Annotated in this window: 23 protein-coding genes; 10 read left to right on the forward strand and 13 right to left on the reverse strand. The window is 59.6% G+C overall.

Annotated features, from left to right (window positions below):
• Positions 1-32 precede the first annotated feature (32 nt).
• Positions 33-2,516 (reverse strand): glycerol-3-phosphate 1-O-acyltransferase PlsB, encoded by a 2,484-nt coding sequence (plsB, locus tag BK660_RS13395; RefSeq protein ID WP_123433689.1) that lies wholly within the window; start codon positions 2,514-2,516, stop codon positions 33-35.
• Between the two features lie 166 nt (positions 2,517-2,682).
• On the opposite strand from plsB, the gene BK660_RS13400 reads away from it, so the two are divergent.
• On the forward strand, positions 2,683-2,892 hold the full coding sequence (locus BK660_RS13400; RefSeq protein ID WP_010462862.1) for a cold-shock protein: 210 nt from the start codon (positions 2,683-2,685) through the stop codon (positions 2,890-2,892).
• Between the two features lie 136 nt (positions 2,893-3,028).
• Here BK660_RS13400 and BK660_RS13405 read toward each other — a convergent pair whose 3' ends face one another.
• From BK660_RS13405 to BK660_RS13425, 4 genes are all read right to left on the reverse strand, one after another.
• Positions 3,029-3,406 carry a hypothetical protein gene (locus tag BK660_RS13405; protein WP_123433690.1) on the reverse strand — a complete coding sequence of 126 codons (378 nt, stop codon included), beginning with the start codon at positions 3,404-3,406 and terminating at the stop codon, positions 3,029-3,031.
• A gap of 76 nt (positions 3,407-3,482) precedes the next feature.
• Positions 3,483-4,295 (reverse strand): putative RNA methyltransferase, encoded by an 813-nt coding sequence (locus tag BK660_RS13410; RefSeq protein ID WP_123433691.1) that lies wholly within the window; start codon positions 4,293-4,295, stop codon positions 3,483-3,485.
• The gene (dapE, locus tag BK660_RS13415) at positions 4,295-5,446 is read right to left on the reverse strand and encodes a succinyl-diaminopimelate desuccinylase (protein WP_027924964.1); all 1,152 of its coding nucleotides are present in this window, start codon (positions 5,444-5,446) and stop codon (positions 4,295-4,297) included. Before dapE ends, BK660_RS13410 begins: the two co-directional genes overlap by 1 nt.
• 240 nt (positions 5,447-5,686) lie before the next feature.
• Positions 5,687-8,278 (reverse strand): glycosyltransferase, encoded by a 2,592-nt coding sequence (locus BK660_RS13425; protein WP_059181551.1) that lies wholly within the window; start codon positions 8,276-8,278, stop codon positions 5,687-5,689.
• 212 nt (positions 8,279-8,490) lie between these two features.
• Between BK660_RS13425 and tcdA the strand changes: the two genes are divergently transcribed.
• A complete protein-coding gene (gene tcdA, locus BK660_RS13430) occupies positions 8,491-9,309 on the forward strand; it encodes a tRNA cyclic N6-threonylcarbamoyladenosine(37) synthase TcdA (RefSeq protein WP_123433693.1) in 819 nt (272 codons plus the stop codon).
• A 116-nt stretch (positions 9,310-9,425) separates the two neighbouring features.
• Here tcdA and BK660_RS13435 read toward each other — a convergent pair whose 3' ends face one another.
• From BK660_RS13435 to BK660_RS13450, 4 genes are all read right to left on the reverse strand, one after another.
• On the reverse strand, positions 9,426-9,830 hold the full coding sequence (locus BK660_RS13435) for a SufE family protein (protein ID WP_123433694.1): 405 nt from the start codon (positions 9,828-9,830) through the stop codon (positions 9,426-9,428).
• Positions 9,827-11,032, reverse strand: coding sequence for an aminotransferase class V-fold PLP-dependent enzyme (locus BK660_RS13440; protein WP_123433695.1), 1,206 nt, complete (start codon positions 11,030-11,032; stop codon positions 9,827-9,829). Before BK660_RS13440 ends, BK660_RS13435 begins: the two co-directional genes overlap by 4 nt.
• A 125-nt stretch (positions 11,033-11,157) precedes the next feature.
• Positions 11,158-12,192 (reverse strand): 2,3,4,5-tetrahydropyridine-2,6-dicarboxylate N-succinyltransferase, encoded by a 1,035-nt coding sequence (dapD, locus tag BK660_RS13445; protein WP_123433696.1) that lies wholly within the window; start codon positions 12,190-12,192, stop codon positions 11,158-11,160.
• Between the two features lie 32 nt (positions 12,193-12,224).
• The gene (locus tag BK660_RS13450) at positions 12,225-12,587 is read right to left on the reverse strand and encodes an ArsC family reductase (protein WP_007949322.1); all 363 of its coding nucleotides are present in this window, start codon (positions 12,585-12,587) and stop codon (positions 12,225-12,227) included.
• Positions 12,588-12,759: 172 nt separating this feature from the next.
• Between BK660_RS13450 and BK660_RS13455 the strand changes: the two genes are divergently transcribed.
• Positions 12,760-14,391: a Na+/H+ antiporter gene (locus BK660_RS13455; protein ID WP_123434605.1), complete on the forward strand. Its 1,632-nt coding sequence runs from the start codon at positions 12,760-12,762 to the stop codon at positions 14,389-14,391.
• Positions 14,392-14,403: 12 nt separating this feature from the next.
• Here the strand turns inward: BK660_RS13455 and BK660_RS13460 are convergent, their stop codons facing one another.
• The 4 genes from BK660_RS13460 to map all read right to left on the reverse strand — a co-directional run bounded on the left by BK660_RS13460 (position 14,404) and on the right by map (position 20,080).
• Positions 14,404-15,135 carry a zinc metalloprotease gene (locus BK660_RS13460; protein ID WP_123433697.1) on the reverse strand — a complete coding sequence of 244 codons (732 nt, stop codon included), beginning with the start codon at positions 15,133-15,135 and terminating at the stop codon, positions 14,404-14,406.
• Positions 15,136-15,302: 167 nt separating this feature from the next.
• Complete coding sequence (gene dapC / locus BK660_RS13465) at positions 15,303-16,502, reverse strand: succinyldiaminopimelate transaminase (protein WP_123433698.1); 1,200 nt, start codon at positions 16,500-16,502, stop codon at positions 15,303-15,305.
• Between the two features lie 43 nt (positions 16,503-16,545).
• Positions 16,546-19,248, reverse strand: coding sequence for a [protein-PII] uridylyltransferase (locus BK660_RS13470; RefSeq protein WP_123433699.1), 2,703 nt, complete (start codon positions 19,246-19,248; stop codon positions 16,546-16,548).
• A 49-nt stretch (positions 19,249-19,297) separates the two neighbouring features.
• A complete protein-coding gene (map, locus tag BK660_RS13475) occupies positions 19,298-20,080 on the reverse strand; it encodes a type I methionyl aminopeptidase (protein ID WP_123433700.1) in 783 nt (260 codons plus the stop codon).
• A 372-nt stretch (positions 20,081-20,452) separates the two neighbouring features.
• On the opposite strand from map, the gene rpsB reads away from it, so the two are divergent.
• From rpsB to ispC, 7 genes are all read left to right on the forward strand, one after another.
• Positions 20,453-21,190 (forward strand): 30S ribosomal protein S2, encoded by a 738-nt coding sequence (gene rpsB, locus BK660_RS13480; protein ID WP_003219330.1) that lies wholly within the window; start codon positions 20,453-20,455, stop codon positions 21,188-21,190.
• A gap of 191 nt (positions 21,191-21,381) precedes the next feature.
• Positions 21,382-22,245 (forward strand): translation elongation factor Ts, encoded by an 864-nt coding sequence (gene tsf / locus BK660_RS13485; protein ID WP_007949329.1) that lies wholly within the window; start codon positions 21,382-21,384, stop codon positions 22,243-22,245.
• 211 nt (positions 22,246-22,456) lie between these two features.
• Positions 22,457-23,200 (forward strand): UMP kinase, encoded by a 744-nt coding sequence (gene pyrH, locus BK660_RS13490; protein ID WP_003172271.1) that lies wholly within the window; start codon positions 22,457-22,459, stop codon positions 23,198-23,200.
• Positions 23,197-23,754, forward strand: a complete 558-nt coding sequence (frr, locus tag BK660_RS13495; protein WP_007949335.1) for a ribosome recycling factor — start codon at positions 23,197-23,199, stop codon at positions 23,752-23,754. Before pyrH ends, frr begins: the two co-directional genes overlap by 4 nt.
• A gap of 13 nt (positions 23,755-23,767) precedes the next feature.
• Complete coding sequence (gene uppS, locus BK660_RS13500) at positions 23,768-24,523, forward strand: polyprenyl diphosphate synthase (protein WP_008015050.1); 756 nt, start codon at positions 23,768-23,770, stop codon at positions 24,521-24,523.
• Complete coding sequence (locus BK660_RS13505; protein ID WP_123433701.1) at positions 24,523-25,329, forward strand: phosphatidate cytidylyltransferase; 807 nt, start codon at positions 24,523-24,525, stop codon at positions 25,327-25,329. Before uppS ends, BK660_RS13505 begins: the two co-directional genes overlap by 1 nt.
• Complete coding sequence (gene ispC, locus BK660_RS13510) at positions 25,326-26,516, forward strand: 1-deoxy-D-xylulose-5-phosphate reductoisomerase (RefSeq protein WP_123433702.1); 1,191 nt, start codon at positions 25,326-25,328, stop codon at positions 26,514-26,516. Before BK660_RS13505 ends, ispC begins: the two co-directional genes overlap by 4 nt.
• Positions 26,517-26,522: the final 6 nt, after the last annotated feature.

Below are 26,522 nucleotides of genomic sequence, written 5' to 3' on the forward strand. Positions count from 1 at the left end.
TAGTTATTGTCCGGAAGTTACGGGCAGTCCAACTAAACCTGGTCCGCCGCATCTTCACTGCGATGCAACGCGACCTGACGAATCGACAAGCGGATCTCCGCCGGCAATACCCGTTTGGCCGCGCCTTCGGCCAGTTCCCCGAGCAATTCGTGATAGCTCAACTTGCCGGCTTCGTCGCGCTTGAGCACGTCAAGATCGAGCATCGTCTGGATGAAGTGACGGAACAGGCTCTTGTCGAAGAATTCCGGGGCGTTCAGGCCATGGAGGATCGACAGGCGCTGGGCCATGACCGTGCACAGGTCTTCCAGCTCTTCGGCGCTGATGCTGTTCTGGCCGCTGTTGAGCAACAAGGACACGGTCATGTAGAAGCGCTGCAAGGTCTGGGCGATGCTCTTTGACAGCAAGGTCAGCAGCACGAAATGCCGTGAGCTGGGTGCCGGGCGCAGGTAGACATCGTTTTCAAAGCGCAGCAGGCCTTGTTCGACGAACGCTTCGAGCCATTGGTCGATCACGGCGTCGAGTTCATCCATGGACCAGCGAATGAACAGTTCCGATTGCAGGTACGGATACAGCGCGCGGGTGTAACGCAGGATCTGCTCGCGGTTCATGCGCGACGCGCTCTGGAAGAAACTCGCGAGCAGCGCCGGCAACGCAAAAATGTGCAGGACGTTGTTGCGGTAGTAGGTCATGAGGACAGCGTTCTGCTCGTCCAGGTACAGAATCTTGCCCAAGGCATCGCTTTGCTCGGACAACAGGTCCATGTCCTTCACGTGCTCGATCAGTGCGCGACCGTCACCTTCCGGCAGCGTGGTGTGCGGCGAATACGGAACCTTGCGCAGCAGCGCCAGATACAGATCGAGCACCCGCGCCATGGCGCGATCGTCCAGCGCCAGACGGCTGGTAGACAGCAACGCCAGGGCCACCAGGTTCACCGGGTTGATCGCTGCCGCTTCGTTGAGATGCTGCGCGACTTTATCGCCGAGACGGTTTGTCGTTTCGTTGAGCCAGGCCGGTTTGAATTGCGGGCCGAGTTCCTGTTGGCGCCAGTCCGGCTGTTCGCTGTCGAGGAACTCCGCCAGTTTGATTGGCTCGCCGAAGTTCACCGCCACCTGGCCGAAGCGCTGCTTGAGCGCGCCGATGACTTTGAAAATGTCGAAGATCGACTCTTTCTTCTTGGTCGCCCCGCGCAACTCGCCGAGGTAGGTCCGGCCTTCCAGCACGCGCTCGTAACCGATGTACACCGGCACAAACACGATGGGCATGCGCGATGAACGCAGGAAGCTGCGCAGGGTAATCGCGAGCATCCCGGTTTTCGGTTGCAGCATGCGCCCGGTGCGCGAACGGCCGCCCTCGACGAAGTATTCGACCGGAAAGCCTTTGGTGAACAGGGTGTGCAGGTATTCGTTGAACACCGAGGTGTACAGCGGGTTGCCCTTGAAGGTACGGCGCATGAAGAACGCACCGCCGCGACGCAGCAGGCCGCCGATCCCCGGCATGTTGAGGTTGATCCCGGCGGCAATGTGCGGCGGGGTCAGGCCATTGCGGAACAGCAGATAGGACAGCAGCAGGTAGTCGATGTGGCTGCGGTGGCAGGGTACGTAGATCACTTCGTAACCCGGAGCGACCTTTTGCACGCCTTCGATGTTGTTGACCTTGATGCCGTCGTAGATCTTGTTCCAGAACCAGCTCAGCACCACTTCCATGAAGCGGATCGCAGTGTAGGTGTAGTCGGAGGCGATCTCGTTGCCGTAGCGCAGGGCCTGGGCCTTGGCTTTCTCCGGGGAGATGTTTTCGCGCTCGGCTTCATCGAGGATCGCTTGCTTGACCAGTGGCTGGTTGAGCAGGCCCTTGACCAGATTGCGCCGGTGGGAAATGTCCGGACCGATGACGGCGGCTTTGAGGTTGCGGAAGTGCACCCGCAGGATCCGCTGGGCCATGCGCACGGTGCGCTCGTGGCCTTTGTTGTGATCGATCAGCTCGCGCAGGTGGATCGGCGCGGAAAACTGCACGCGGGTCTTGCGTCCCAGCACGATGATGCTCAGCAAGCGGCGCAGGCGGCCGGTGACTGCCCAGCTGTCGGCGAAGAGCAATTTCCACGGGCTCGATTCGCTGTCCGGCGACTGGCCCCAGAACACGCTGACCGGAATGATCTGCGCGTCTTCGGCGGCATTCTGGCTCAGGGCACTGACCAGGCGGGTCAGGGTTGGCGGTGCGCCGCGTTTGTCCTGACGGCCGAGCCAGTCGGGCTCTGGCGTCAGGTAGAAGAACGCGGCAGGTTCCACCAGGTTACCCACTGACACCGGCAACACCGGGCGGGGCAGGCCAGCCTTGCTGCATTCGGTGTCGACCACGGCGAGGTCGGTCAGCGAAGGGTTTTGCAGGACGTAGAACACCGGACGACTGCGGTCGAGGTTGAGGGTGAACGACGACTGGTTGATCGTCTCCGAGCGAACCCAGAGATACAACAGTCGGCGCAGGGTGCCAAACACAAGACGGCGGAACGGGGAACGGGTCATACGGCTTCTGCGTGAGTGGTTAAAACCGAGCGTTTGCTCGGGCGGTCGATAGTGTGCCGTATTCACCGAAAATCGGCAAAAAAGCGCCTAAGTAAAGTGAGTTGAGAGTTTTGATGGCTGTCATATACTCGGCCGTTCAAAATAAAAACAAGGGGGGTACTGATTCATGGCTACGCGCGAAACCGGCAATGTGAAGTGGTTCAACGATGCCAAGGGCTACGGCTTTATTCAACGCGAGGACGGGGTGGACGTGTTCGTGCATTACCGCGCGATTCGCGGCGAAGGGCACCGTTCGCTGGCTGAAGGCCAGCAGGTTGAATATGCCGTGGTGACCGGCGAGAAAGGCTTGCAGGCTGAAGACGTTGTAGGCTTGTAAACCCGATCTTCAGATCACCCAAAACCACTGTGGGAGCGGGCTTGCTCGCGAATGCGGTGTGTCAGTCGCCATAAACTTTGACTGATACACCGCATTCGCGAGCAAGCCCGCTCCCACATTTGATCCGTGTCGTTTTTTAAACAGTTTTCCAGGTGATCTCTTCTTCACCATCTGCGCTGATGCGCATCCAGCGATCCGCTGTCTCTTCACCTTCTTCCTCGACCCAGGTCCCCGGCGCGCAACGCACTTCGACGTTCAGCGCGGCAAAGGCTGCGCGGGCGCAGGCGATGTCGTCTTCCCACGGCGTCTGGTCGCTGTCCAGGAACAGGCTGTTCCACTTGCCCACGGCTTTTGGCAACCAGGTCACCGGTACGTTGCCGGCCTTGCACTTGTACGTCTGGCCTTTCTGGACCCAGTCGGTGCACGGGCCCAAAGCAGTGCCGAGCCAGGCCGCGATGGCCTTGTAGTCGACGTCGGCGTCTTTCAGGTAAATCTCGATATCGGGTTGGCGCATGGATGTCCTCACTGCGGGTCTGAAAAATCCATTCGCGGATTTAGCCGGCCTCAAGCCGTTGCTCAAGACCAAAAAATTAAGATTGAAGTATGAAGTAATCGTAGCGCATCGAAACGGTGACCTCGAACGGCTCGGCCTGTTCGATGACCGCTGCGCGGCGTTCGGCACTGGCACGCCAGCCATGGGGTGTCATGGCCAACAGGTTCGCGCGGTCCTGACCCTCTGCAAGCGTCAGTTTGAACTCCAGGGTTTCGCTGTGCGCCAACGCCATGCCGTCCGGCACCAGGGCCAGATGTTTGTCGTCGGTGTATTCGCGGACCTCGTCGTACAGCCGTTCGCGCAACTCCATCAAATGGCCGCTGGTCGGCCCGACTTTCATCAAGCCGCCACCGGGGCTGAGCAGGCGTTTGGCTTCTTCCCAATCCAACGGGCTGAAGACGCTGGCGAGAAACTGGCAACTACCGGAAGCCAACGGCACCCGTGCCATGCTGGCGATCAACCAGGTCAGCTGCGGGTTGCGTTTGCAGGCGCGTTTGACCGCTTCGCGGGAGATGTCCAGCGCGTAACCGTCGGCGTTGGGCAAGGCCTCGGCGATTTGCGCGGTGTAGTAGCCCTCGCCACAGCCGATGTCGAGCCAGCGTTGCGGCGCGTAGTGCGCCGCCAGTTCCGCCAGACGCTTGGCCACCGGCGCGTAATGGCCGGCGTTCAAGAAGTCGCGGCGGGCTTCGACCATGGCCAGGTTATCCCCAGGGTCGCGGCTGTTTTTGTGCTGCACCGGCAACAGGTTCAGGTAACCCTGGCGCGCGCGGTCGAAACGATGCCCGGCGGGGCAGGCCACGCCGTTGTCCACCGCGTTCAGCGGTTCACTGCAGATCGGGCAAGCGAGCATCAGGCGAGCAACTTGATCAGGGTCTGGTAGTAGATTTCGGTCAGCACGTCGAGGTCGGCGGCCAGTACACGCTCGTTGACCTGGTGGATCGTTGCATTGACCGGACCGAGTTCAACCACTTGGGTGCCCATGGTCGCGATGAAGCGACCGTCGGAGGTGCCACCGCTGGTGGACGCCTTGGTGTCGCGACCGGTGATGTCCTTGATGCTCGACGCCACGGCATCCAGCAACGCACCCGGCTCGGTCAGGAACGGCAGGCCGGACAGCGCCCAGTCGATGTGCCAGTCCAGGCCATGCTTGTCGAGAATGTCGGCGACGCGTTTTTGAAGGCCTTCAACGGTGGATTCGGTGGAGAAGCGGAAGTTGAACACCGCCACCAGGTCACCCGGAATCACGTTGGTCGCGCCGGTGCCGGAATTGACGTTGGAGATCTGGAAACTGGTCGGCGGGAAGAAATCGTTGCCGTGGTCCCAATGCTCGGCAGCCAGTTCGGCCAGGGCCGGGGCCGCGAGGTGGATCGGGTTCTTGGCGAGGTGCGGATAGGCCACGTGGCCCTGCACGCCGCGAACGGTCAGCTTGGCACCGAGGGAGCCACGACGGCCGTTCTTGACCACGTCACCCACCAGCGTGGTGCTCGACGGTTCGCCGACGATGCACCAGTCCAGACGTTCCTTGCGCGCGGCGAGGCGTTCAACCACCGCCTTGGTGCCGTGATGCGCCGGGCCTTCTTCGTCGCTGGTGATCAGGAAAGCGACCTTGCCCTTGTGATCCGGGTAATCGGCGACAAAGCGCTCGGCGGCCACGGTCATCGACGCGAGGCTACCTTTCATGTCCGCCGCGCCACGGCCGCAGAGCATGCCGTGTTCGTCGATCAGCGCGTTGAACGGGTCGATCTGCCAGGCGGTGACCGGACCGGTGGGCACCACGTCGGTGTGACCGGCGAAGCACAGCACCGGACCGTCGTGTTTACCGTGGGTCGCCCAGAAGTTATCCACATCTTCGATGCGCATCGGTTCCAGCATGAAACCGGCATCGCCCAGGCGCTGCATCATCTGCTTCTGGCAATCGGCGTCGACCGGCGTCACGGACGGACGGCGGATCAGGTCGATGGCGAGTTGAAGGGTCGGCGAAAGGTCGGCGTGGGCCGTCATGGAAAACTCCGGAAATCATGAATGTGGGCACGGACTAAATGTGGGAGCGGGCTTGCTCGCGAATGCGGTGTGTCAGTCAGCATAAATGTTGATTGTTACACCGCATTCGCGAGCAAGCCCGCTCCCACAGGTTTTGAGTACGGTCAGAAAGACCGTATATCACGCCAAGCCCTGCAAAATGGCGGTTATCTTAAAGCAAAACGGCGACCATTGGCCGCCGTTTAGTGCATCCGTACAGATTTAGACGGCGGGTGCCGGCTCCGGCTCGGCGGCCGGTTTGGGCAGCGAAGACAGGAACGCCATGATCAGCGCCGCCAGGTACGGCAGCGACTGCACCAGCAACATGGTCACCCAGAAGCGCATGTCGTTGCTCGGCAAGCCGTTGACCAGGAAGATCCCCAGCGCCGCGCCCCACAACAGCAACATGATGAACACCTCTTCACGGGCCTCCGAAATCGCCACCCAAAAGCCATGGTTGTCGGCGTTTTTCGGCGTGCGGAAGAACGGAATGCTGCTGGTGAAGAAGCCGTACAGCACCGCTTTGGCGATGGTGTGCGACAACGCCAGCCCGGCCAGTGCCGCGCAGAACGCATCTTTCAGGTTCACGCCAACGGCGCGGCGATACAGGAAGATGATCTTGCCGACCTTGAACACGAACAGCGCCAACGGCGGGATTGCGAAAATCAGCAACGGCGGATCGACCCGCTGCGGCACGATGATCATCGCCGCCGACCACAACAATGCGCCGACGGTGAAGAAGATGTTCATGCCATCCGCGACCCACGGCAACCAGCCCGCGAGGAAGTGGTAGCGCTGGCCACGGGTCAGCTCGGTGTCCTTGCCGCGCAGCAGGCTGGCGGTGTGACGCTTGATGATCTGAATCGCCCCGTAGGCCCAGCGGAATCGCTGTTTCTTGAAGTCGATAAAGGTATCGGGCATCAGGCCTTTGCCATAGCTGGTGTGGTAGTACGCCGCCGACAGGCCTTTTTCGAACACGCGCAGACCCAACTCGGCGTCTTCACAGATGCACCAGTCAGCCCAGCCGAGCTCTTCAAGCACCGAGCGTCGGGTCATGGTCATGGTGCCGTGCTGGATGATCGCGTCACGGTCGTTACGGGTGACCATGCCGATGTGGAAGAAGCCTTTGTATTCCGCGTAGCAGAGCTTTTTGAAGGTGCTTTCGTTCTGATCGCGATAGTCCTGCGGCGACTGCACCACCGCGATTTTCGGATCGGCGAAGTGCGGCACCATGTGCTTGAGCCAGTTCGGGTCGACGCAGTAGTCCGAGTCGATCACCGCGATGACTTCGGCATCCTTGGCGGTGTGCGGGATCAGGTAATTCAGCGCGCCGCCCTTGAAGCCGGCCAAGGGTGCAACGTGGAAGAACTTGAAGCGCGGGCCGAGGGTTTCGCAGTAATCGCGCACCGGTTCCCAGACCGCCGGGTCCTTGGTGTTGTTGTCGATGATCAGGACTTCGAAGTCCGGGTAATCGAGGTTGGCCAGGGCGTTGAGGGTCTGTTTGACCATCTCCGGCGGCTCGTTGTAGCAGGGCACGTGAATCGAGACTTTCGGTCTGTAGTCCGAGTCGCCCACCACCGGCAGGAATTCACGCCGACGCTTGTGGGTCCAGACCGCTTCGGCCAGTTCATGCGCCTCGGTCAGCAGAACAATAAAGACCCCGAGTGCGCCGAGCGCGAGCAGGAATCCGACCGTCAGGCTGAACCAGGTGCTGTATTGCTGGCTGTAGTCGTAACCGATCCACACCAGTACCGAACCGCACAGGAAGGCGATAAAAGTCAGGAAGGTACGGCCACGCTGGCGCAGGGCCGAGCCGTCGATCATCAGCAGGGTCAGGGACAGCAATGCCAATACGGCTGAGCCGATCGCCAGCACGCGCCATTGCGGGATCGCGACCACCGGGCCTTCGAAGTTGAATTTCTGCTGGCGCGCGGCGTTGAACACGCCCCAATACGCGCCCACCGACCCTTCGTCGCTGGCCTTCCACGGCTGGTCAAACGCTTCGATCACGAAGTAGTTGAAGCCCTGGCGGTTGAGTTTGTTGACCAGCGTGCGCAGGTAGATCGCCTGATCCGCCGGGCTCGCATCGGTGCCGCCACGCATACGGCCGTTGCTCGGCCAGCCAACCTCCGAGAGCAGCAGCGGTTTTTTCGGGAACATCTTTTTCAGGTCGCGGGCGCGGTCGAGGACAAACTGGCCGGCCTTGTCCACCGGAATAAACTCCCAGTAAGGCAGAACGTGGGCGGCGATCAGGTCGACGTGCTTGGCCAGTTCCGGGTGCTCTTCCCAGACGTGCCACTGCTCGGACGTGGTCACCGGCACTTTCACGGCGGCGCGGACGCGATCGAGGATCACGCTCAGTTCAGCGGCGGTAATTTCCTTACGGAAGATTGCCTCGTTGCCTACCACCACGCGAACCACGCTGCGCGAAGTGTTGGCGATTTCGATGGCGCGGGTGATTTCGCGCTCATTGCGCTCCTGGTCCGGGCTGATCCAGATTCCCAGAGTCACGCGCAGGCCGAATTCCTCGGCGAGCTTGGGAATGTCTTCCAGGGTGCCATCGACTGAGTAAGTACGGATGTTGTCCGTCAGCTTGCTCATGATCTCCAGGTCGCGACGCATTTGATCGTCGGTCGGGTACTGCTCTTTCTGCGGGTACTGGCCTTGCTGGAACGGCGAGTACGAAAAGCCGGAGATCTGTTCAGGCCAGTTGGGGGCGGTGACCGGGCGGTTGATCAGCGCCCAGAAGCCGGTAAACAAGGCTGCGATGGCGAGCACCACGACCAGGTTGAGTCCAAATTTGCGGGATGACATAGCTATTTCAGGTTCCAAAGACTGTGGAACGAAGGAACGGTTGGCGGTCGCCAAGGGGCGCGCATCCTACACCGGGCATTCTCTTTTCGTACAGCAGACAGGGAATTGCCGGACATTGGGCAATTTGCTTTCACATAAGTTCTTACACTTGTAGATTGAAATTCAAAACTTGACGCAGCGAAGCCCTATAATGCGCGCCGGTTTTTGGGGTAATGGTCATGAGTACAGAAGATCCGCGGTTTGCAGGCATCGCCCGTTTGTATGGCATCGAGGGGCTGGAGCGCCTGCGCGCGGCGCATGTGGCGATCGTTGGCGTCGGCGGCGTGGGTTCGTGGGCAGCGGAAGCCATCGCCCGCTGTGGCGTGGGCGAAATTTCGCTGTTTGACCTCGACGACGTTTGCGTCAGCAACGCCAACCGTCAGTTGCACGCGCTGGACAGCACCGTCGGCAAGCCCAAGGTCGAGGTAATGGCCGAGCGCCTGCGTGGGATCAACCCGGACTGCACGGTGCACGCGGTGGCGGATTTCGTCACCCGCGAGACCATGGCCGAATACATCACGCCGAACATTGACTGCGTGATCGATTGCATCGACAGCGTCAACGCCAAGGCAGCGCTGATTGCCTGGTGCAAGCGGCGCAAGATTCAGATCATCACCACGGGCGGCGCGGGTGGGCAGATTGATCCGACGCTGATTCAAGTGTGCGACTTGAACCGGACGTTCAATGATCCGCTGGCGTCGAAAGTGCGCTCGACCTTGCGTCGCGACTACGGCTTCTCCCGCACCGTGACTCGCCATTACAGCGTGCCGTGTGTGTTTTCCACCGAACAACTGCGCTACCCGAAACCGGATGGCAGCATCTGTTTGCAGAAGAGTTTTGTCGGTGATGGCGTGAAGCTGGACTGTGCGGGCGGGTTTGGTGCGGTGATGATGGTGACGGCGACGTTCGGGATGGTGGCGGCGACCAAGGCTGTGGATAAGATTGTTGCGGGTGTTCGGCGTCCTTCGGACCGGGTTAAACCTGGGGTTTGATGGGGGGCTGATGGCCCCTTCGCGAGCAAGCCCGCTCCCACATTTGATCGGTGTTGGATACAAAATCCGGATACACCACACATCCAATGTGGGAGCGGGCTTGCTCGCGAAGGCGATTAACCCGTCAACCCATTCATCCGCTGGAGCACGGCATTCAGGCCGTTACTGCGCGACGGCGACAGCTGCCGCGAAAGCCCAAGCTGATTGAACCACTCCGGCAAATCCACCAAGCGCAACTCGGCCGCCGACAACCCGTTGACCCGCGCCAGCAGCAACGCCACCAACCCGCGAATCAACCGCGCATCGCTGCTTGCCGCAAACTGCCAATGGCCGTCCTGCAACTCGCCCACCAACCACACCTGGCTTTCACAGCCATGCACCCGGTTGGCATCCACCTTATCCACATCACTCAATGCAGGCAGGCGATCGCCCCATTGCATCAGCAATCGCGCACGCTGTTCCCAGCCGGCAGCGTTCTGGAACGTGTCCAGCGCCGTCACCGCATCGGCAGGCAGACTCATCGCAACAGCTCCAGCGCCTGATCCAGCGCTTCAAAAAACCGCTCCAGGTCTTCGGAATCGTTATACAGCGCCAACGACACCCGAATCGCCCCGGCCAGTTCGAAGCTCTTGAGCAGCGGCATCGCGCAGTGATGACCGGCTCGAACGGCAATCCCCTGTTCGGTCAGCACATGCGCCAGATCCGAGTTATGCACACCCTCAACGACAAAACTCGCCAGGGCCAGTTGCGGTTTGCCCAGCAGGCGAATGCCGTTTCGGGCCTCAAGACCCTTCAGCAAATAATCATGCAGCGCGGCTTCATGGGCGTTAACGGCGTCCTGATCGAGCCCGGTGAGGTAATCCAGGGTCGCGCCCAGACCAATCACACCGGCAATGGGCGGCGTTCCAGCCTCGAAACCCAGCGGGGCAGGGCGGAAGCGTGCGTGGTGGTAGTCCGCATCCAGCACCATCTCACCGCCGAACTGCCAGTGACGCAGTTGCTTCAGTGCCTCGTTGCGTCCGAACAGCACACCGAGGCCATCGGGGCCATAGAGCTTGTGGCTGGAAAACACATAGAAGTCGCAACCCAGCGCCTGAACGTCATGCCGGCCATGCACCACGCCTTGAGCGCCGTCGACCACGGTCAACGCATCGTGGGTCTTGGCCATCGCCATTAAAGCCGGCAGTGGTTGCCAGACGCCGAGCACGTTGGACAGCTGACTGACCGCCAACAAACGGGTTTGCGGACCGATTAACTGCGCGGCGGCGTCCAGATCGATCAAGCCGTCGGCATCCAGCGGCAATATCACCAGTTTCAGCTCGCGCCGCTGGGCCAGTTGCTGCCATGGCAGCAGGTTGGCGTGATGCTCCAGGGCGCTGATGACAATCTCATCGCCCGGATTGAAAAGATGTTCCAGGCCATAAGCCAGGAGGTTCAGCGCAGACGTCGCGCCGTGGGTAAAGATGATCTGCCCGCAATCGCCGGCATTCAGCCATTGCGCGACTTTGCTGCGGCTGGCCTCGAACGCCTGGGTGGCGTGGGCGCCGGGCAAGTGTTGCGCCCGATGCACGTTGGCTGCGCCGTTGGCGTAGTAATGCGTCAGGGCTTCCAGCAGGGCTTGAGGTTTTTGCGTGGTGGCGGCGTTGTCCAGATAGGTCTGGTCTTGCCGTTGCAGAGCGGCGATGGCCGGAAAATCGGCGCGCCAGGGAGAGTGAATCATCATGTCATTCGGCCCATGCGCATGACCTTGTGGGAGCGAGCCTGCTCGCGAAGGCGTCCTTGAGGCCGCCGAAAAGCTTCGCGAGCAGGCTCGCTCCCACAGGTGATCGGTTACGTTGGCCGCAACGCTTAGTTGTGAGCGTGCAGCGCTTCGTTCAGTTCGATGGCCGATTTGTGGGTTTTGCATTCCACAGCACCGGTTTCCGAATTGCGGCGGAACAACAGGTCAGGTTGACCGGCCAGTTCACGCGCCTTGACGACTTTGACCAGCTTGTTGTTTTCGTCCAGCAGCGCCACTTTGGTGCCAGCGGTCACGTACAGGCCCGACTCAACGGTGTTGCGGTCGCCCAACGGAATGCCGATACCGGCGTTCGCACCGATCAGGCAGCCTTCGCCGACCTTGATCACGATGTTGCCGCCACCCGACAGGGTGCCCATGGTCGAGCATCCGCCGCCCAGGTCCGAGCCCTTGCCGACGAATACGCCTGCGGAAACGCGACCTTCGATCATGCCCGGACCTTCGGTGCCGGCGTTGAAGTTGACGAAACCTTCGTGCATGACGGTGGTGCCTTCGCCCACATAAGCGCCCAGACGGATACGCGCCGCGTCAGCGATACGCACGCCGGCCGGAACCACGTAGTCGGTCATTTTCGGGAACTTGTCCACCGAGAACACTTCCAGCAACTCGCCACGCAGACGGGCTTCGAGTTGATGTTCAGCCAGCTCGGCCAGGTCGATCGCGCCCTGGCTGGTCCATGCCACGTTCGGCAGCAGCGGGAATACGCCGGCCAGGTTCAGGCCATGCGGCTTGACCAGGCGGTGGGACAGCAGGTGCAGCTTGAGGTAAGCCTCAGGCGTGGAAGTCAGTTGCACGTCTTCGGCCAGAATGGTCGCGACCAGCGGCTTGTGGCTCTCGGCCAGACGGGTCAGCAGCGCAGCCTGTGCAGCGTCGACGCCTTTCAGCGCTTCAGCCAGTTGCGACGCCTGAGCGGTACTGAAGGCGATGGCCTGATTGCCTTCGGTGTAGCCCAGGACCGGCGCGATGGCGGCGATGACTTCAGCCGACGGATGCAGGACCGGGGCGGCGTAGAACACTTCCAGCCATGCACCTTGACGGTTTTGAGTGCCGACACCAAAGGCCAGGCTGAACAGGGAATTGGACATGTGAATACCTCTACAAAATTGAACGGGCAGGCTTACTTGAGCGCTGCCGCGTAGATATCTGGCTTGAAGCCAATCAGGGTTCGGTCACCGAGATCGAGCACCGGGCGCTTGATCATCGAGGGTTGTGCGAGCATCAGTTCGATGGCTTTCGGCTGGTCGAGATCGGCTTTGCGTTCGTCGTCGAGCTTGCGAAAGGTCGTGCCTGCACGGTTCAACACCACTTGCCAGCCGTGCTCGTCGCACCATTGGGTCAGGTGTTCACGGTCGATTCCGGCCGTTTTGTAATCATGAAAGTCATAGCTGACAGCGTGTTCATCGAGCCAGGTGCGCGCCTTTTTCATGGTGTCGCAGGCTTTGATGCCGAAAAGGTGCAACGTTTTGCTTGAAACGGTCAAGGAATTGCCCCCTTTGCAGGTGCTGGAAAAAAAAGGTGACGGATTATGCCATGGAAGCGCAAAACCTGTGGGAGGTTGAGATCCGCCTGCGACATTGGTGTAACGGCCGTCGTGCAGTCTATGCGGCTAATATGGCACTTCGATGCTGTCGATTGCCTGGGAACCGCGCGTTATGCAAACCGCTTACACCGTCCTGATCCTGTTAATGCTGGTCGGCGTTTCGCGCCTGATCGGCCGGGTGATCCCACTGCCGCTGCCCTTGGTGCAAATTGCTGCCGGGGCGTTGTTGGCGTGGCCGACCCTGGGGCTGCACGTGGCACTCGACCCGGAATTGTTCCTCTTTCTGTTCCTGCCACCGCTGCTGTTCTCCGACGGCTGGCGCATGCCCAAGCGTGAGTTCTGGCGACTGCGCGGGCCGATCCTGACGTTGGCGGTGGGGTTGGTGCTGTTCACTGTCGTCGGCGCGGGCTACTTCATTCATTGGTTGATCCCAAGCATTCCACTGCCGGTGGCCTTCGCCCTTGCCGCCGTGTTGTCGCCGACGGACGCCGTGGCGGTGTCGGCCATTTCCCGCAATCGCTTGCCCACGCCCTTGATGCACATGCTTCAGGGCGAGGCGCTGATGAACGACGCCTCGGGTCTGGTGACCTTCAAATTCGCCTTGGTCGCTGCGGTGACCGGCGTGTTCTCGCTGGCCAACGCCAGTCTGACGTTTGTATTGGTGGCGGTTGGAGGCCTGGCCGTCGGCGTAGCGCTGAGCTGGCTGGTCGGGCGCTTGCGGTCGTGGATGATTGCTCGCGGTTGGGATGACCCGGCGACTCACGTGGTGTTCATGTTGCTACTGCCGTTTGCGGCTTACGTATTGGCGGAACGGCTCGGTGCTTCGGGTATTTTGTCGGCGGTGGCGGCGGGGATGATGCAGAGTTGGCTCGACTTGCTGCCGCGCCAGACCAGCACCCGGCTGCTCAACCGCAGCGTCTGGTCGTTGCTGGAATTTGCCTTCAACGGCTTGATTTTTCTGTTGTTGGGCTTGCAGCTGCCGGACATCATCAAGGCGGTGGCGAGCCATGAAACCTCGCTTTGGCCGACACTGCTCTATCGCTGTCTGGATGTGGTGGCGATTTTTCTGGTCCTGCTGGTGTTGCGGTTTGTCTGGGTGCAGAGCATCTGGCGTTTGTCGGTGTTGCTGCGGCGCTTGCGCGGCAAAGGCGAGATGACGCATGTGCCGACGATGCGTTCCTGCTGGCTGCTGACGGTCGGCGGAGTACGCGGTGCGGTGACGTTGGCGGGCGTGCTGTCGGTGCCGCTGCTGATGGGAGGCGAGGCATTCCCTGAGCGCGACCTGATGATCTTCATTGCGGCCGGGGTCATCCTGTTGTCGCTGATTTCAGCGTGTATCGGCTTGCCGCTGTTACTGCGCGGCATTGAAATTAGTCCTGACGACAAGCGCCGCAATGAAGTGCGAGACGCGTGGCGCAAGACCGCTGAAGCGGCGATTCATGCGCTGGAGGTCGAAGAGGCCAAGCCTGTAGACGCGAGTGAGGCCGCACTGGCTGTCGAACTCAAGGCGCGGATCATGTCCGAGTACCGGCATCAGCTGGATGTGTTCAACGATTCGGCGGAAGCCCAGGCGCTGGCGTTCCAGATGGATCTGCTGGAACGCCGGTTGCGGCTCAAGGCGCTGCGGGCGCAACGCCTGGAGTTGTATAGCCTCAGTCGTCATCACCAGATTGGTGATGACGTATTGCGTGAAGTGTTAGGGGAGTTGGATTTAAGCGAGGCTAAACTTGGGCAAGTGAAATAGATCTGTCGGTGATTAGCGCTTGGGATAAAGCAACTTCATCAGTTGTTTGTCTTTTTTACTGATCTTTCGATTGATCGGAATTTCCCAATTGCCCAGCGTCAAGTCGTTGGCCACCGGGTGGTGCATGATGGAGTTCCTGTCGTATGGCGTGTAAATAGCTTCGATGGTATTGAACGGTGCGAAGAGATTTCTGTCGACGGCTTCTTTGCTTAGCGGGTTCATCTCGCGATTCTGATAGAACTCATACACTTTTGGCTTATCCCACGGGATATTGGCCTCGGGGTGCTGATGTTCGTGCATCGCACCTAATACATGTCCGAACTCATGAATCACAATGACCTCGAAATCTTCGTGGTCCGGCTTGACGCCCAGGTTCATGGTTGGCCAGTCGGGATGGATCAATAGCGCGTCGGTTCCCAATATTGAACTGTTGACGTTATTTTTTGTTGTGATTCGGATATCACCTTCAAGTCCGTCAACAAAATCGAAGCTCAGATTGATGTAAGGCAGCCACTGGACGGCCGCGTCAATGATCTTCTGTTTGTGTTCATTGTCGGTGTTATCGATAAAAGCGATTTTCAGTGTGCGTCCGTTTGCCCACAGCTTTGAGTAGTTAACCAAGGAGCGTTTGCGACGATGGGTGCCTGTGGTTCTTGCGTTCTCGGGATTTTCGTTGATGGCCGCTTCGTAGGATTGCTGGTCGTCGGGCCATTGGATTAGTGTGCAGTGATCAATGCTGTTCATTAGTAACTTCGTCCATGAAGTAAGAGTAATCGTTTTAAGGTGGTGCACAAAAATGCACTGCATGAGAGTAAAGGGCACTCCGCAGTTCGCTAAGGGTTATTTTTGATGAAGTGTAACTGACTATAAAATAACGCCCGCACTACATTGCGCAGTGCGGGCGGGGATGTTTACTTTTGACGTTTGATGAAGTCGCGAATCCGCTCGGCAGCCTCGACGCATTCCGCCAATGGCGCAACCAGTGCCATACGCACACGACCGGCCCCCGGATTGACACCATCAACTTCACGGGACAAATAAGAACCCGGCACCACCGTCACGTGCTCTTCAACAAACAGGTCACGGCAGAACGCTTCATCGTCGCCCGCAACATTGGGCCACAAGTAAAAACCGCCATCCGGACGCTGCACATCCATTACCGGGCTGAGGATTTCCAGCACGGCATCGTACTTCTCGCGGTACAGCGCACGGTTGGCGCGCACGTGCACTTCGTCATTCCACGCGGCAACGCTGGCCAGTTGCGTTTGAACCGGCATCGCGCAGCCGTGGTAGGTGCGATACAGCAGGAAGCCTTTGAGAATATCTGCGTCGCCGGCGACAAAACCCGAGCGCAAGCCCGGCAGGTTGGAGCGCTTGGACAGGCTGTGGAACACCACGCAACGCTTGAAGTCTTTACGACCCAGCTCCACGCAGGCGCTGAGCAGGCCGGCCGGCGGGGTTTGTTCGTCGAAGTACAGTTCGCTGTAGCACTCGTCGGCGGCGATTACGAAGTCGTATTCATCAGCCAGGGCGATCAGCTTTTTCAGGGTGTCGACCGGGATCAGCGCGCCGGTCGGATTGCCTGGCGAGCACAGGAACAGGATCTGGCAGCGTTTCCAGATGTCTGGCGACACGGCATCGAAGTCCGGATTGAAGCCGTTTTCGTCCAGGCATGGCAGGTAGTGCGGCTTGGCCCCGGCGAGAAAAGCCGCGCCTTCGTAGATCTGATAGAACGGGTTCGGGCTGACCACCAAGGCATCGTCGCCACGGTTGACCACGGTCTGGGTGAAGGCGAACAGCGCTTCACGGGTGCCGTTGACCGGCAGCACGTTGCGTGCCGGGTCGAGCCAGCCGTTCGGAATGCTAAAGCGGCGTTCGCACCAGGCGGCGATGGCTTCACGAAGGGCCGGGATGCCGAGGGTGGTCGGGTACACGGCCATCTGATCCAGATTGCTGGCCAAAGCTTCGGCCACGAAACTTGGCGAACGGTGTTTCGGCTCGCCGATGGACAGCGCGACAGGGCGTTTGTCCGGGTTTGGCGTAACGCTGCCGAGCAAGGCGCGGAGCTTCTCGAAGGGGTAGGGCTGCAACTGGTTCAGAGCGTTGTTCATCGGTGCGGGGTCTCGTTCAAAGCGGCTGAATCCTGGCACGCGGTCAGATACTGATGCGCGACAGTTTGATATCGGGTTCGTGGTTGACGCTCAGCTGTTCAACGATTGCATCCTGCAAGCGGCTGCACAGCAGCGGGTCCGACAACTGCTGGTTGTTCGCGTCGGTAATGAAGAACACGTCCTCCACGCGCTCGCCCAGCGTGGCAATCTTGGCGTTTTGCAGCGACAGGTCGAACTCCAGGAAGATCGTCCCGATCCGCGCCAACAGGCCCGGACGGTCGGGAGCCGTGAGTTCCAGGACCGTCACCGGGCGCTGGGCGTCGTTGTGGATCGTCACTTGTGGCGCAAAGGCGAAATGCTTGAGCTGGCGCGGCACCCGGCGCTGGATGATGGTCGGGTAGTCGTCCGGGTTGCGCAGGGCTTCGGTCAGGCCGTCGCGGATCTGTTTGACCCGCGCCGGGTTATCGCCAATCGAGTCACCGTCCGTGTCGAGCACGATGTAGGTGTCGAGGGTGAATTGGCTGCTGGAGGTGATGACCCGGGCGTCGTGAATGTTCAGGTTGAGCTGGTCCATGGCGGCCACGGTCACGGCGAAGAAGTCGTGCTGGTCCGGCGCATAGATGAAGATCTGCGTGCCGCCCTCGAACTCGCGCTGAGTGGTTTCCTTGATCAGCACCAGCGGCCCACCATCGGCCGGCTGCTGGAGAATCGCGTCGCTGTGCCAGGCCACGTCGCCGGCGGTGTGACGCAGGAAGTAGTCATCACCCAGCTGTGACCAGAGCTGTTCGACGTCGTCCGGGTCGGTGCCGCCGCGCACAAGGATGTCCAGTGCGGCGCTTTGGGTCTGACGGATCTGCTCTTCGCGATCGACCGGATTCTCCAGGCCACGGCGCAAGGCGCGCTTGGTCTCGGTGTAGAGCTGGCGCAACAGGCTGGCGCGCCAGGAATTCCACAGGGTCGGGTTGGTGGCGTTGATGTCGGCGACCGTCAGCACGTACAGATAATCGAGGCGTGTTTCGTCGCCGACAGTCTGCGCGAAATCGTGGATCACCTGCGGATCGGACAAGTCCTTGCGCTGGGCCGTGGTCGACATCATCAGGTGGTTTTGCACCAGCCAGACGATCAGGCGACTGTCCCACACTGGCAACTGATGGCGTTGGCAAAAGGCTTCGGCATCCACCGCGCCGATTTCCGAGTGGTCGCCATGCCGGCCCTTGCCGATGTCGTGGTAAAGCCCGGCCATATAGATCAGCTCGGGCTTGGGCAGCTTGCCCATAAGCTTGGCGGCGAGCGGGAATTTCTCCGACACTTGTGAGTACTGCAACTTACGCAAGTGTTTGATCAGGTTCAGGGTGTGCGCATCGACCGTATAGATGTGGAACAGGTCGTGTTGCATTTGCCCGACGATGAAGCCGAACTCCGGCAAATAGCGCCCGAGGATGCCGTAACGGTTCATCCGGCGCAGGTTGCGATGGATGCCGATCTTGCACTTGAACAGTTCGATAAACAGGCTGGTATTGCGAATGTCGTTACGGAAGTCGTCGTCGATCAGGTGCCGATGTTCGCGCAGCAGACGGATGGTATCGGCGCGGACGCCTTTGATTTCCGGCTGCTGGGCCATCAGCACGAAGATTTCGAGCATGGCGAACGGCGTGCGACGGAACACGTTGTCGTTGCGCGCCTCGATGTAGCCGTCGTGCAACTGGAACCGCGAGTTGATCGGCTGCGGTGGCGCTTCGTCTTCCGGGGCGAGGATGACTTCTTCGAAGTGCTGGATGATCAGGTCGCTGAGCTGGGCAATGCTCATGACCACCCGATAATACTGCTGCATGAAGTTTTCGATGGCTTGCTTGGCGTCATCGCCGACGAAGCCCAGCAGCCCGGCAATCGAGCGTTGGTGATCGAACAGCAAGCGATCCTCGGAGCGACCGGCGAGCATGTGCAGTGCGTAACGGACTTTCCAGAGGAATTCCTGGGACGAGGCCAGCAGGGCGTTTTCGCTCTCGACCAGAAAGCCTTCGCCGGCCAGTGCGCGCAGGTTCAGGGTGCCGTATTCGCGACGGGCTACCCACAGAATCGTCTGGATATCGCGCAGGCCGCCGGGCGAGCCTTTGACGTTGGGTTCCAGGTTGTATTCGGTGTCGTTGTATTTGTGGTGACGGGCTTTCTGCTCGGCACGCTTGGCCAGGAAGAACTCCTTGCTCGGCCACATGTGCGCGGTACTGGTGACATCCAGCATGCGCTGGCGCAGGCGCTCGGGGCCGCAAATGGTGCGGCTTTCCATCAGGTTGGTGACCACCGTCAGGTCAGCGCGGGCTTCAACGGCGCATTCATCCACCGAACGAACGCTCTGACCGACTTCCAGGCCGATGTCCCACAACAGAGTCAGAAAACGCTCGATGGAATCGCGGAAAACTTCGTGGTCGGCGCTGTCCAGAAGGATCAGCAGATCGATGTCGGAATACGGGTGCAGCTCACCGCGACCATAGCCGCCGACCGCGACCAGCGCGATGTCGGCGTCTTCGCTCCAATTGAACTGCTCCCAGGCCTTTTGCAGGATGTTGTCGACGAACCAGGCGCGATCCTCGATCAGTCGGCGAATGTCGCGGCCGCTGCGAAAGCGCCCGTCGAGCACCTCGCGAGCCTGGCGGATCGCCTTCTTGAAGGCTGCGATCGGGCTTGCCTTCAGGGCCAGTTCAGCCTGGAACTGGCCGCGGTCGAAGAGTTCGGGATCCACCTGCGGCATCGATTGGCTTTCCTGTCTATCTATAAGGCTGAGAGCGGTGCGGTCCGGATCAGGCCGAGACGCGCGCGATGGTGTCGTCGGCGCGCAGGGTAAAGATCTCGTAACCGGTTTCAGTGACCAGCAGGGTGTGCTCCCACTGGGCCGACAGCTTGCGGTCCTTGGTGATCGCGGTCCAGCCATCGCCCAACACTTTGGTGTCGGCCTTGCCCTGGTTGATCATCGGTTCGATGGTGAAGGTCATGCCCGCTTTCAGCTCCATGCCGGTGCCGGCGCGGCCGTAGTGCAGGATTTGCGGCTCTTCGTGGAACACTTTGCCGATGCCGTGACCACAGAACTCGCGAACCACCGAGAAACCGTTCTTTTCCGCGTGCTTCTGGATGATTTCGCCGATGTCGCCGAGGCGGCAGCCGGGCTTGACGATTTCAATCGCCTTGTACATGCATTCCTGGGTCACTTGCGACAGGCGCTCGGCCCAGACCGGCACGGTGCCGACGTGGAACATGCGGCTGGTGTCGCCGTGGTAACCGTCCTTGATGACGGTGACGTCGATGTTCAGGGTGTCGCCATCCTTCAACGGCTTCTCGTTCGGAATTCCGTGGCAGACCACGTGGTTGATCGAGGTGCAGATCGACTTCGGGTAGCCTTTATAGTTGAGCGGCGCGGGAATGGCTTTCTGCTCATTGACGATGTAGTCGTGGCAGATACGGTCCAGCTCTTCGGTGGTGATGCCCGGTTTGACATGTTCGGCAATCATTTCCAGCACATCGGCGGCCAGTTTGCCGGCGACGCGCATTTTTGCGATGTCCTCTGGGGTTTTGAGGGTGACGGTCATACAGGCTCTCTCTGCGCTCGATGGCGCTTGTTAAAACGAAATGGGCGGTGTGCGATCGATCTTCGCGGCCCTGAAAAACCTGATTCTAACAGACGATCAGCGCAAATCTGAGCCTCTGTGCGTCGCATCTCTCTATAGATAGGCGCATTCTTGAACGATTCCACGGGGCAATCGAGGGCTCGCGTCAGGATTTGAGAAACCGGGTTCCGTTTTTTTCAGCCTTGTGGTATAAAATGCGCCGCTTTCCGGGGATACCCCGAAAGGCTTAAATCCACACACGTGTCGACACGATGACCTGGGTGCCTTCAGCTGATGCTGCTGGTTGGTCATTGGGATACGTGGAGGCCAAACCCGACTTATTAAGGAACTATCATGTCCCAAGTCAACATGCGCGATATGCTGAAGGCCGGTGTGCACTTCGGTCACCAAACCCGTTACTGGAACCCGAAAATGGGTAAGTACATTTTCGGCGCGCGTAACAAGATCCACATCATCAACCTTGAAAAAACCCTGCCAATGTTCAACGAAGCTCTGACTTTCGTAGAGCGTCTGGCCCAGGGCAAAAACAAGATTCTGTTCGTCGGCACCAAGCGTTCCGCTGGCAAGATCGTTGCTGAAGAAGCAGCACGTTGCGGTTCGCCCTACGTCGATCACCGCTGGTTGGGCGGCATGCTGACCAACTTCAAAACCATCCGTGCTTCCATCAAGCGTCTGCGTGACCTTGAAGTGCAAGCCGAAGACGGTACTTTCGCCAAGCTGACCAAGAAAGAGGCGCTGATGCGCACTCGCGACCTGGAAAAGCTGGATCGTTCCCTGGGTGGTATCAAGGACATGGGCGGTCTGCCTGACGCTCTGTTCGTTATCGACGTTGATCACGAGCGCATCGCGATCACCGAAGCCAACAAGCTGGGCATCCCGGTTATCGGCGTAGTCGATACCAACAGCAGCCCGGAAGGCGTTGACTACATCATCCCAGGCAACGATGACGCAATCCGCGCTATCCAGCTGTACATGGGTTCGATGGCTGACGCTGTAATCCGCGGTCGCAACCACGTTGCTGGCGGCACCGAGCAGTTCGTTGAAGAAGCTCCGGTAGCAGCAGCTGAGTAATTGACGCCTTGGCGTTGACTCAGTAAGCAAAAAGGGGGCTTGGCCCCCTTTTTGCCACCTCGAAAACCGTTTGTCGGCCCCGCACTTGCAGAGCTGTAACGTGCAGCGGCTTACAACGGTGGTTCGGGAAGAATTGATCGCCCGTTCGATCGGGTGGAATGGTTGAAAACCTATCCAAGAGGATTTTGAAAATGGCAGCAATTACTGCAGCGTTGGTTAAAGAACTGCGTGAGCGTACCGGCGAAGGCATGATGGATTGCAAGAAAGCCTTGGAAAAGGCTGACGGCGACATCGAAAAAGCCATTGATGACATGCGTGCTTCCGGCGCAATCAAAGCTGCCAAGAAAGCAGGCAACGTGGCTGCTGAAGGCGCCATCGCTCTGAAAGAAGACGGCAAATCTGCTGTTCTGCTGGAAGTGAACTCGCAGACTGACTTCCTGGCCCTGCAGGACGACTTCAAGGCATTTGTTGCTGCTAGCGTTGAAAAAGCGTTCGCCGACAAACTGACTGACGTCGCTCCGCTGATCGCCGCTCAAGAAGCTGATCGCCTGGTACTGGTTGGCAAGGTTGGCGAAAACGTCAACATCCGTCGTCTGGTACGCGTTGAAGGTGATGTTGTTGGTGGTTACCTGCACGGCAACAAGATCGGTGTTGCAGTTGTCCTGAAAGGCGGCAACGTTGAACTGGCCAAAGACATCGCTATGCACGTAGCGGCCAGCAACCCAGAGTTCCTGCTGCCTTCGGAAGTTTCTGCCGAAGCGATCGAGCGTGAAAAAGCTGTGTTCCTGCAGCTGAACGAAGAAAAAATCAAAGGCAAGCCAGAAAACATTGTTGAAAATATGGTCAAAGGCCGTATCAGCAAGTTCTTGGCTGAAGCAAGCCTGGTTGAGCAGGCGTTCGTCAAGAACCCTGAAATCAAGGTTGGTGAGCTGGCCAAGAAAGCCGGTGCTGAAATCGTTTCTTTCACCTACTTCAAAGTAGGCGAAGGCATCGAGAAGCCAGTAGACAACTTCGCTGAAGAAGTTGCTGCCCAGCTGGCTGCTGCCAAGTCGTAAGACGGTTTTTTTAACTGTCGCCCTGAAGAGGCTGCCCGCTTACGCGCGCAGCCTCTTTTCAGATGGGCCGCCAATTTTTAATTGGTTTCCCGTTGGAACTGGCTTACAAAGCCATGTTCCGATGGCGCTGAAGCAGCGCCAAGCTAGAGTGAACGCAGCTGTAAACAGCTCGCAAAGAATTTTTTAAAATACGCCGCAGGAGAGATTCGCAATGGCTCAGCAGGGCAGTGGTTATCAGGCTCGCTATAAACGCATTCTACTCAAGCTTAGCGGCGAGGCCCTGATGGGCTCGGAAGAGTTCGGGATCGATCCGAAAGTTCTGGATCGCATGGCGCTGGAAGTCGGCCAACTGGTCGGTATCGGCGTTCAGGTCGGTCTGGTGATCGGTGGTGGCAACCTGTTCCGCGGTGCAGCGCTGAGCGCGGCCGGTATGGATCGGGTAACGGGCGACCACATGGGCATGCTGGCCACTGTGATGAACGCCCTGGCCATGCGCGATGCGCTGGAACGTGCCAATATCTCGGCCATCGTGATGTCGGCCATTTCCATGGTAGGCGTAACCGATCACTATGATCGTCGCAAAGCCATGCGCCACCTGAACGCCAAGGAAGTCGTGATTTTCGCGGCGGGTACCGGTAATCCGTTCTTCACCACGGATTCGGCAGCCTGCTTGCGTGCAATCGAAATCGATGCCGATGTCGTGCTCAAGGCGACCAAGGTCGATGGCGTCTACACCGCTGACCCATTCAAAGACCCGCATGCCGAGAAGTTCGATCATCTGACTTACGATGAAGTGCTGGATCGCAAGCTGGGCGTGATGGATCTGACGGCCATTTGCCTGTGCCGCGACCACAAGATGCCATTGCGCGTCTTTAACATGAACAAGCCCGGCGCCCTGCTGAACATCGTACATGGCGGCGCTGAAGGGACCCTGATCGAGGAAGGCCAACAATGATCAATGAAATCAAGAAAGACGCTCAAGAGCGCATGCAGAAATCCCTGGACTCTCTGAACCATGCATTTGGTCAGATTCGTACCGGCAAGGCCCACCCAAGCATTCTGGGTAGCGTGATGGTGCCGTACTACGGCACAGACACGTCCATTACCCAAGTGGCCAACATCACGGTAAAAGACTCCCGGACCCTGCAGGTCGTGGCGTTTGAGCGCAACATGCTCGCGGCCGTCGACAAGGCAATCCAGAGTGCTGGCCTGAACCTCAACCCGACCAACCTGGGTGAGTTGCTGCTGATCTCCATGCCTGCCCTGACTGAAGAAACCCGCAAGGGCTTCACCAAGCAGGCACGCAGTGCCGCTGAAGATGCTCGTGTTGCCGTGCGCAACATTCGTCGCGACGCCTTGGGTGACCTCAAGAAGCTGGTCAAGGACAAGGAAATCAGCGAAGACGAAGAGCGTCGTGCCGCTGCCGATATCCAGAAGCTGACCGACAAGGCTGAGGCTGACATCGATGCGGCCACCAAGCAGAAAGAAGCCGACCTGATGGCCGTATAAGGGTCGCGTTTTCATGGATAAGACCAAGCAGACTGCGCCGTCCGCGGTGCCGCGCCATGTCGCGATCATCATGGATGGTAATAATCGCTGGGCGAAGAAGCGCTTTATGCCGGGTGTCGCCGGGCATAAAGCGGGCGTGGATGCGGTTCGCGCGGTAATCGAGGTGTGCGCCGAGGCCAAGGTCGAGGTGTTGACCCTGTTCGCTTTCTCCAGTGAAAACTGGCAGCGCCCTGCAGATGAAGTCAGTGCCTTGATGGATTTGTTCTTCAAGGCATTGCGTCGCGAGGCCAAGCGTCTCAATGACAACAACATCAGTCTGCGAATCATCGGTGATCGCTCACGCTTTCACCCCGAGCTTCAAGCTGCCATGCGTGAAGCTGAGGCGATGACCGTCGGTGCCAACCGCTTTGTCCTGCAGATCGCCGCCAATTACGGCGGTCAGTGGGACATTGCGCAGGCCGCTCAACGTCTGGCGCGGGAAGTTCAGGCCGGGCATCTGCGCCCGGAAGACATCACCCCGGAACTGCTGCAAACCTGTCTGGCCACCGGCGATCTGCCGTTGCCGGATTTGTGCATCCGTACCGGCGGCGAGCACCGCATCAGCAACTTCCTGCTGTGGCAACTGGCTTACGCCGAGTTGTACTTCTCCGACCTGTTCTGGCCGGACTTCAAACACGACGCCATGCGAAATGCGCTGGCCGATTTCGCTTCTCGCCAGCGCCGCTTCGGTAAAACGAGCGAGCAGGTCGAGGCTGGAGCCCGGGTTTAATGCTTAAACAACGAATCATCACCGCACTGATCCTGCTGCCGATCGCTTTGTGCGGGTTTTTCCTGCTCGAGGGTTCCGGCTTTGCGCTGTTCATCGGGCTGGTCGTGACACTTGGTGCCTGGGAATGGGCGCGGCTGGCCGGTTTCAACGCTCAACCGATTCGCGTTGCCTATGCCGCAGTGGTTGCATTGATGCTGTTTGTCATGCACATCCTGCCGGGGCTTGCGCCCTGGGTGCTGGGCGCTTCAGTGCTCTGGTGGGGCGTGGCGACGTACCTGGTGCTGACCTACCCGCGTTCCAGCGAACACTGGTCCAGTGCCGCCTGCAAGCTGGTGATCGGTTTGCTGATTCTATTGCCGGCCTGGCAAGGTCTGGTCCAGATCAAGCAGGAGCCTTTGGGGAACTGGTTGATCATGGCGGTGATGGTGCTGGTCTGGGGTGCCGATATCGGCGCGTACTTTTCCGGTCGAGCCTTCGGCAAGCGCAAACTGGCGCCACAGGTCAGCCCCGGCAAGAGCTGGGAAGGCGTTTATGGTGGCCTGGTGCTGAGCCTGGTTATCACGGCGATCGTCGGCTTGGCGCGCGACTGGAGTTTCGCCCAGGTGCTGATGGGATTGATCGGCGCGGCAGTGATTGTCTTCATTTCGGTGGTGGGCGATCTCACCGAGAGCATGTTCAAGCGCCAATCGGGCATCAAGGACAGCAGTAACCTGCTGCCGGGGCATGGTGGTGTGCTGGATCGAATCGACAGCCTGACGGCTGCGATCCCTGTGTTCGCCGTGCTGCTGTGGATGGCTGCACCGTGAGCCGCCCTCAACAGATTACTGTGCTGGGGGCGACCGGTTCGATTGGTCTGAGCACCCTTGACGTGATTGCTCGTCATCCGTCGCGATATCAGGTGTTCGCCTTGAGCGGGTTCACTCGCCTGAGTGAGCTGTTGGCTTTGTGCGTACGTCATACGCCGCGCTTTGCGGTCGTGCCGCAAGCCGATGCTGCCCGAACCCTGCAGGACGACTTGCGCGCGGCCGGCCTCTCGACCCGTGTGCTGGTGGGGGAGGAGGGGCTGTGTCAGGTCGCTTCCGATCCTGAAGTCGATGCCGTCATGGCGGCCATCGTTGGCGCGGCGGGCTTGCGTCCGACCCTGGCGGCGGTCGAGGCGGGCAAAAAGATTCTGCTGGCGAACAAGGAAGCGCTGGTCATGTCCGGCGCCCTGTTCATGCAAGCCGTGCGCAAAAGTGGCTCGGTGCTGCTGCCGATCGACAGCGAACACAACGCGATTTTCCAGTGCATGCCGCAGGATTTTGCCCGTGGGCTGGGTGTGGTGGGCGTGCGTCGGATCCTTCTTACGGCCTCTGGCGGTCCGTTCCGACAGACACCTTTGGCTGAACTGGCGCATGTTACCCCCGACCAGGCGTGCGCTCATCCAAACTGGTCCATGGGGCGCAAGATTTCTGTCGATTCCGCCAGCATGATGAACAAGGGGCTCGAGCTGATCGAGGCCTGCTGGCTGTTCGATGCCAAGCCGTCCCAGGTCGAAGTGGTGATTCACCCACAAAGTGTGATTCATTCCCTGGTCGACTACGTCGACGGTTCGGTGTTGGCGCAGTTGGGTAACCCGGACATGCGCACCCCGATCGCCAATGCCCTGGCCTGGCCGGAGCGTATCGACTCGGGTGTGGCGCCGCTTGACCTGTTTGCCATTGCGCGCCTGGACTTCCATGCGCCCGATGAAGAGCGTTTCCCTTGCCTGCGCCTGGCGCGTCAGGCTGCCGAGGCTGGTAATAGCGCACCAGCGATGTTGAATGCGGCGAATGAAGTGGCTGTGGCAGCGTTTCTCGACGGGCGGGTTCGCTACCCGGAAATCGCGAGTATCATCGAGGAAGTGTTAAACCTCGAACCTGTCGTTGCGGTGGATGACCTCGAGGCCGTGTTCACGGCTGACGCGAAAGCGCGAGTACTGGCCGGACAATGGTTGAGTCGTCACGGGCGGTAAGTGCTG

The organism is Pseudomonas brassicacearum, assembly GCF_003732265.1.
In the GTDB taxonomy this organism is placed as follows: Bacteria; Pseudomonadota; Gammaproteobacteria; order Pseudomonadales; family Pseudomonadaceae; genus Aquipseudomonas; species Aquipseudomonas brassicacearum_D.

What these genes read in the sequence shown, in the direction of transcription:
- plsB (WP_123433689.1), bottom strand. Translation starts at nt 2,516, where the DNA reads ATGACCCGTTCCCCGTTCCGCCGTCTTGTGTTTGGCACCCTGCGCCGA.
- BK660_RS13400 (WP_010462862.1), top strand. Translation starts at nt 2,683, where the DNA reads ATGGCTACGCGCGAAACCGGCAATGTGAAGTGGTTCAACGATGCCAAG.
- BK660_RS13405 (WP_123433690.1), bottom strand. Translation starts at nt 3,406, where the DNA reads ATGCGCCAACCCGATATCGAGATTTACCTGAAAGACGCCGACGTCGAC.
- BK660_RS13410 (WP_123433691.1), bottom strand. Translation starts at nt 4,295, where the DNA reads ATGCTCGCTTGCCCGATCTGCAGTGAACCGCTGAACGCGGTGGACAAC.
- dapE (WP_027924964.1), bottom strand. Translation starts at nt 5,446, where the DNA reads ATGACGGCCCACGCCGACCTTTCGCCGACCCTTCAACTCGCCATCGAC.
- BK660_RS13425 (WP_059181551.1), bottom strand. Translation starts at nt 8,278, where the DNA reads ATGTCATCCCGCAAATTTGGACTCAACCTGGTCGTGGTGCTCGCCATC.
- tcdA (WP_123433693.1), top strand. Translation starts at nt 8,491, where the DNA reads ATGGTCATGAGTACAGAAGATCCGCGGTTTGCAGGCATCGCCCGTTTG.
- BK660_RS13435 (WP_123433694.1), bottom strand. Translation starts at nt 9,830, where the DNA reads ATGAGTCTGCCTGCCGATGCGGTGACGGCGCTGGACACGTTCCAGAAC.
- BK660_RS13440 (WP_123433695.1), bottom strand. Translation starts at nt 11,032, where the DNA reads ATGATGATTCACTCTCCCTGGCGCGCCGATTTTCCGGCCATCGCCGCT.
- dapD (WP_123433696.1), bottom strand. Translation starts at nt 12,192, where the DNA reads ATGTCCAATTCCCTGTTCAGCCTGGCCTTTGGTGTCGGCACTCAAAAC.
- BK660_RS13455 (WP_123434605.1), top strand. Translation starts at nt 12,760, where the DNA reads ATGCAAACCGCTTACACCGTCCTGATCCTGTTAATGCTGGTCGGCGTT.
- BK660_RS13460 (WP_123433697.1), bottom strand. Translation starts at nt 15,135, where the DNA reads ATGAACAGCATTGATCACTGCACACTAATCCAATGGCCCGACGACCAG.
- dapC (WP_123433698.1), bottom strand. Translation starts at nt 16,502, where the DNA reads ATGAACAACGCTCTGAACCAGTTGCAGCCCTACCCCTTCGAGAAGCTC.
- BK660_RS13470 (WP_123433699.1), bottom strand. Translation starts at nt 19,248, where the DNA reads ATGCCGCAGGTGGATCCCGAACTCTTCGACCGCGGCCAGTTCCAGGCT.
- map (WP_123433700.1), bottom strand. Translation starts at nt 20,080, where the DNA reads ATGACCGTCACCCTCAAAACCCCAGAGGACATCGCAAAAATGCGCGTC.
- rpsB (WP_003219330.1), top strand. Translation starts at nt 20,453, where the DNA reads ATGTCCCAAGTCAACATGCGCGATATGCTGAAGGCCGGTGTGCACTTC.
- tsf (WP_007949329.1), top strand. Translation starts at nt 21,382, where the DNA reads ATGGCAGCAATTACTGCAGCGTTGGTTAAAGAACTGCGTGAGCGTACC.
- pyrH (WP_003172271.1), top strand. Translation starts at nt 22,457, where the DNA reads ATGGCTCAGCAGGGCAGTGGTTATCAGGCTCGCTATAAACGCATTCTA.
- frr (WP_007949335.1), top strand. Translation starts at nt 23,197, where the DNA reads ATGATCAATGAAATCAAGAAAGACGCTCAAGAGCGCATGCAGAAATCC.
- uppS (WP_008015050.1), top strand. Translation starts at nt 23,768, where the DNA reads ATGGATAAGACCAAGCAGACTGCGCCGTCCGCGGTGCCGCGCCATGTC.
- BK660_RS13505 (WP_123433701.1), top strand. Translation starts at nt 24,523, where the DNA reads ATGCTTAAACAACGAATCATCACCGCACTGATCCTGCTGCCGATCGCT.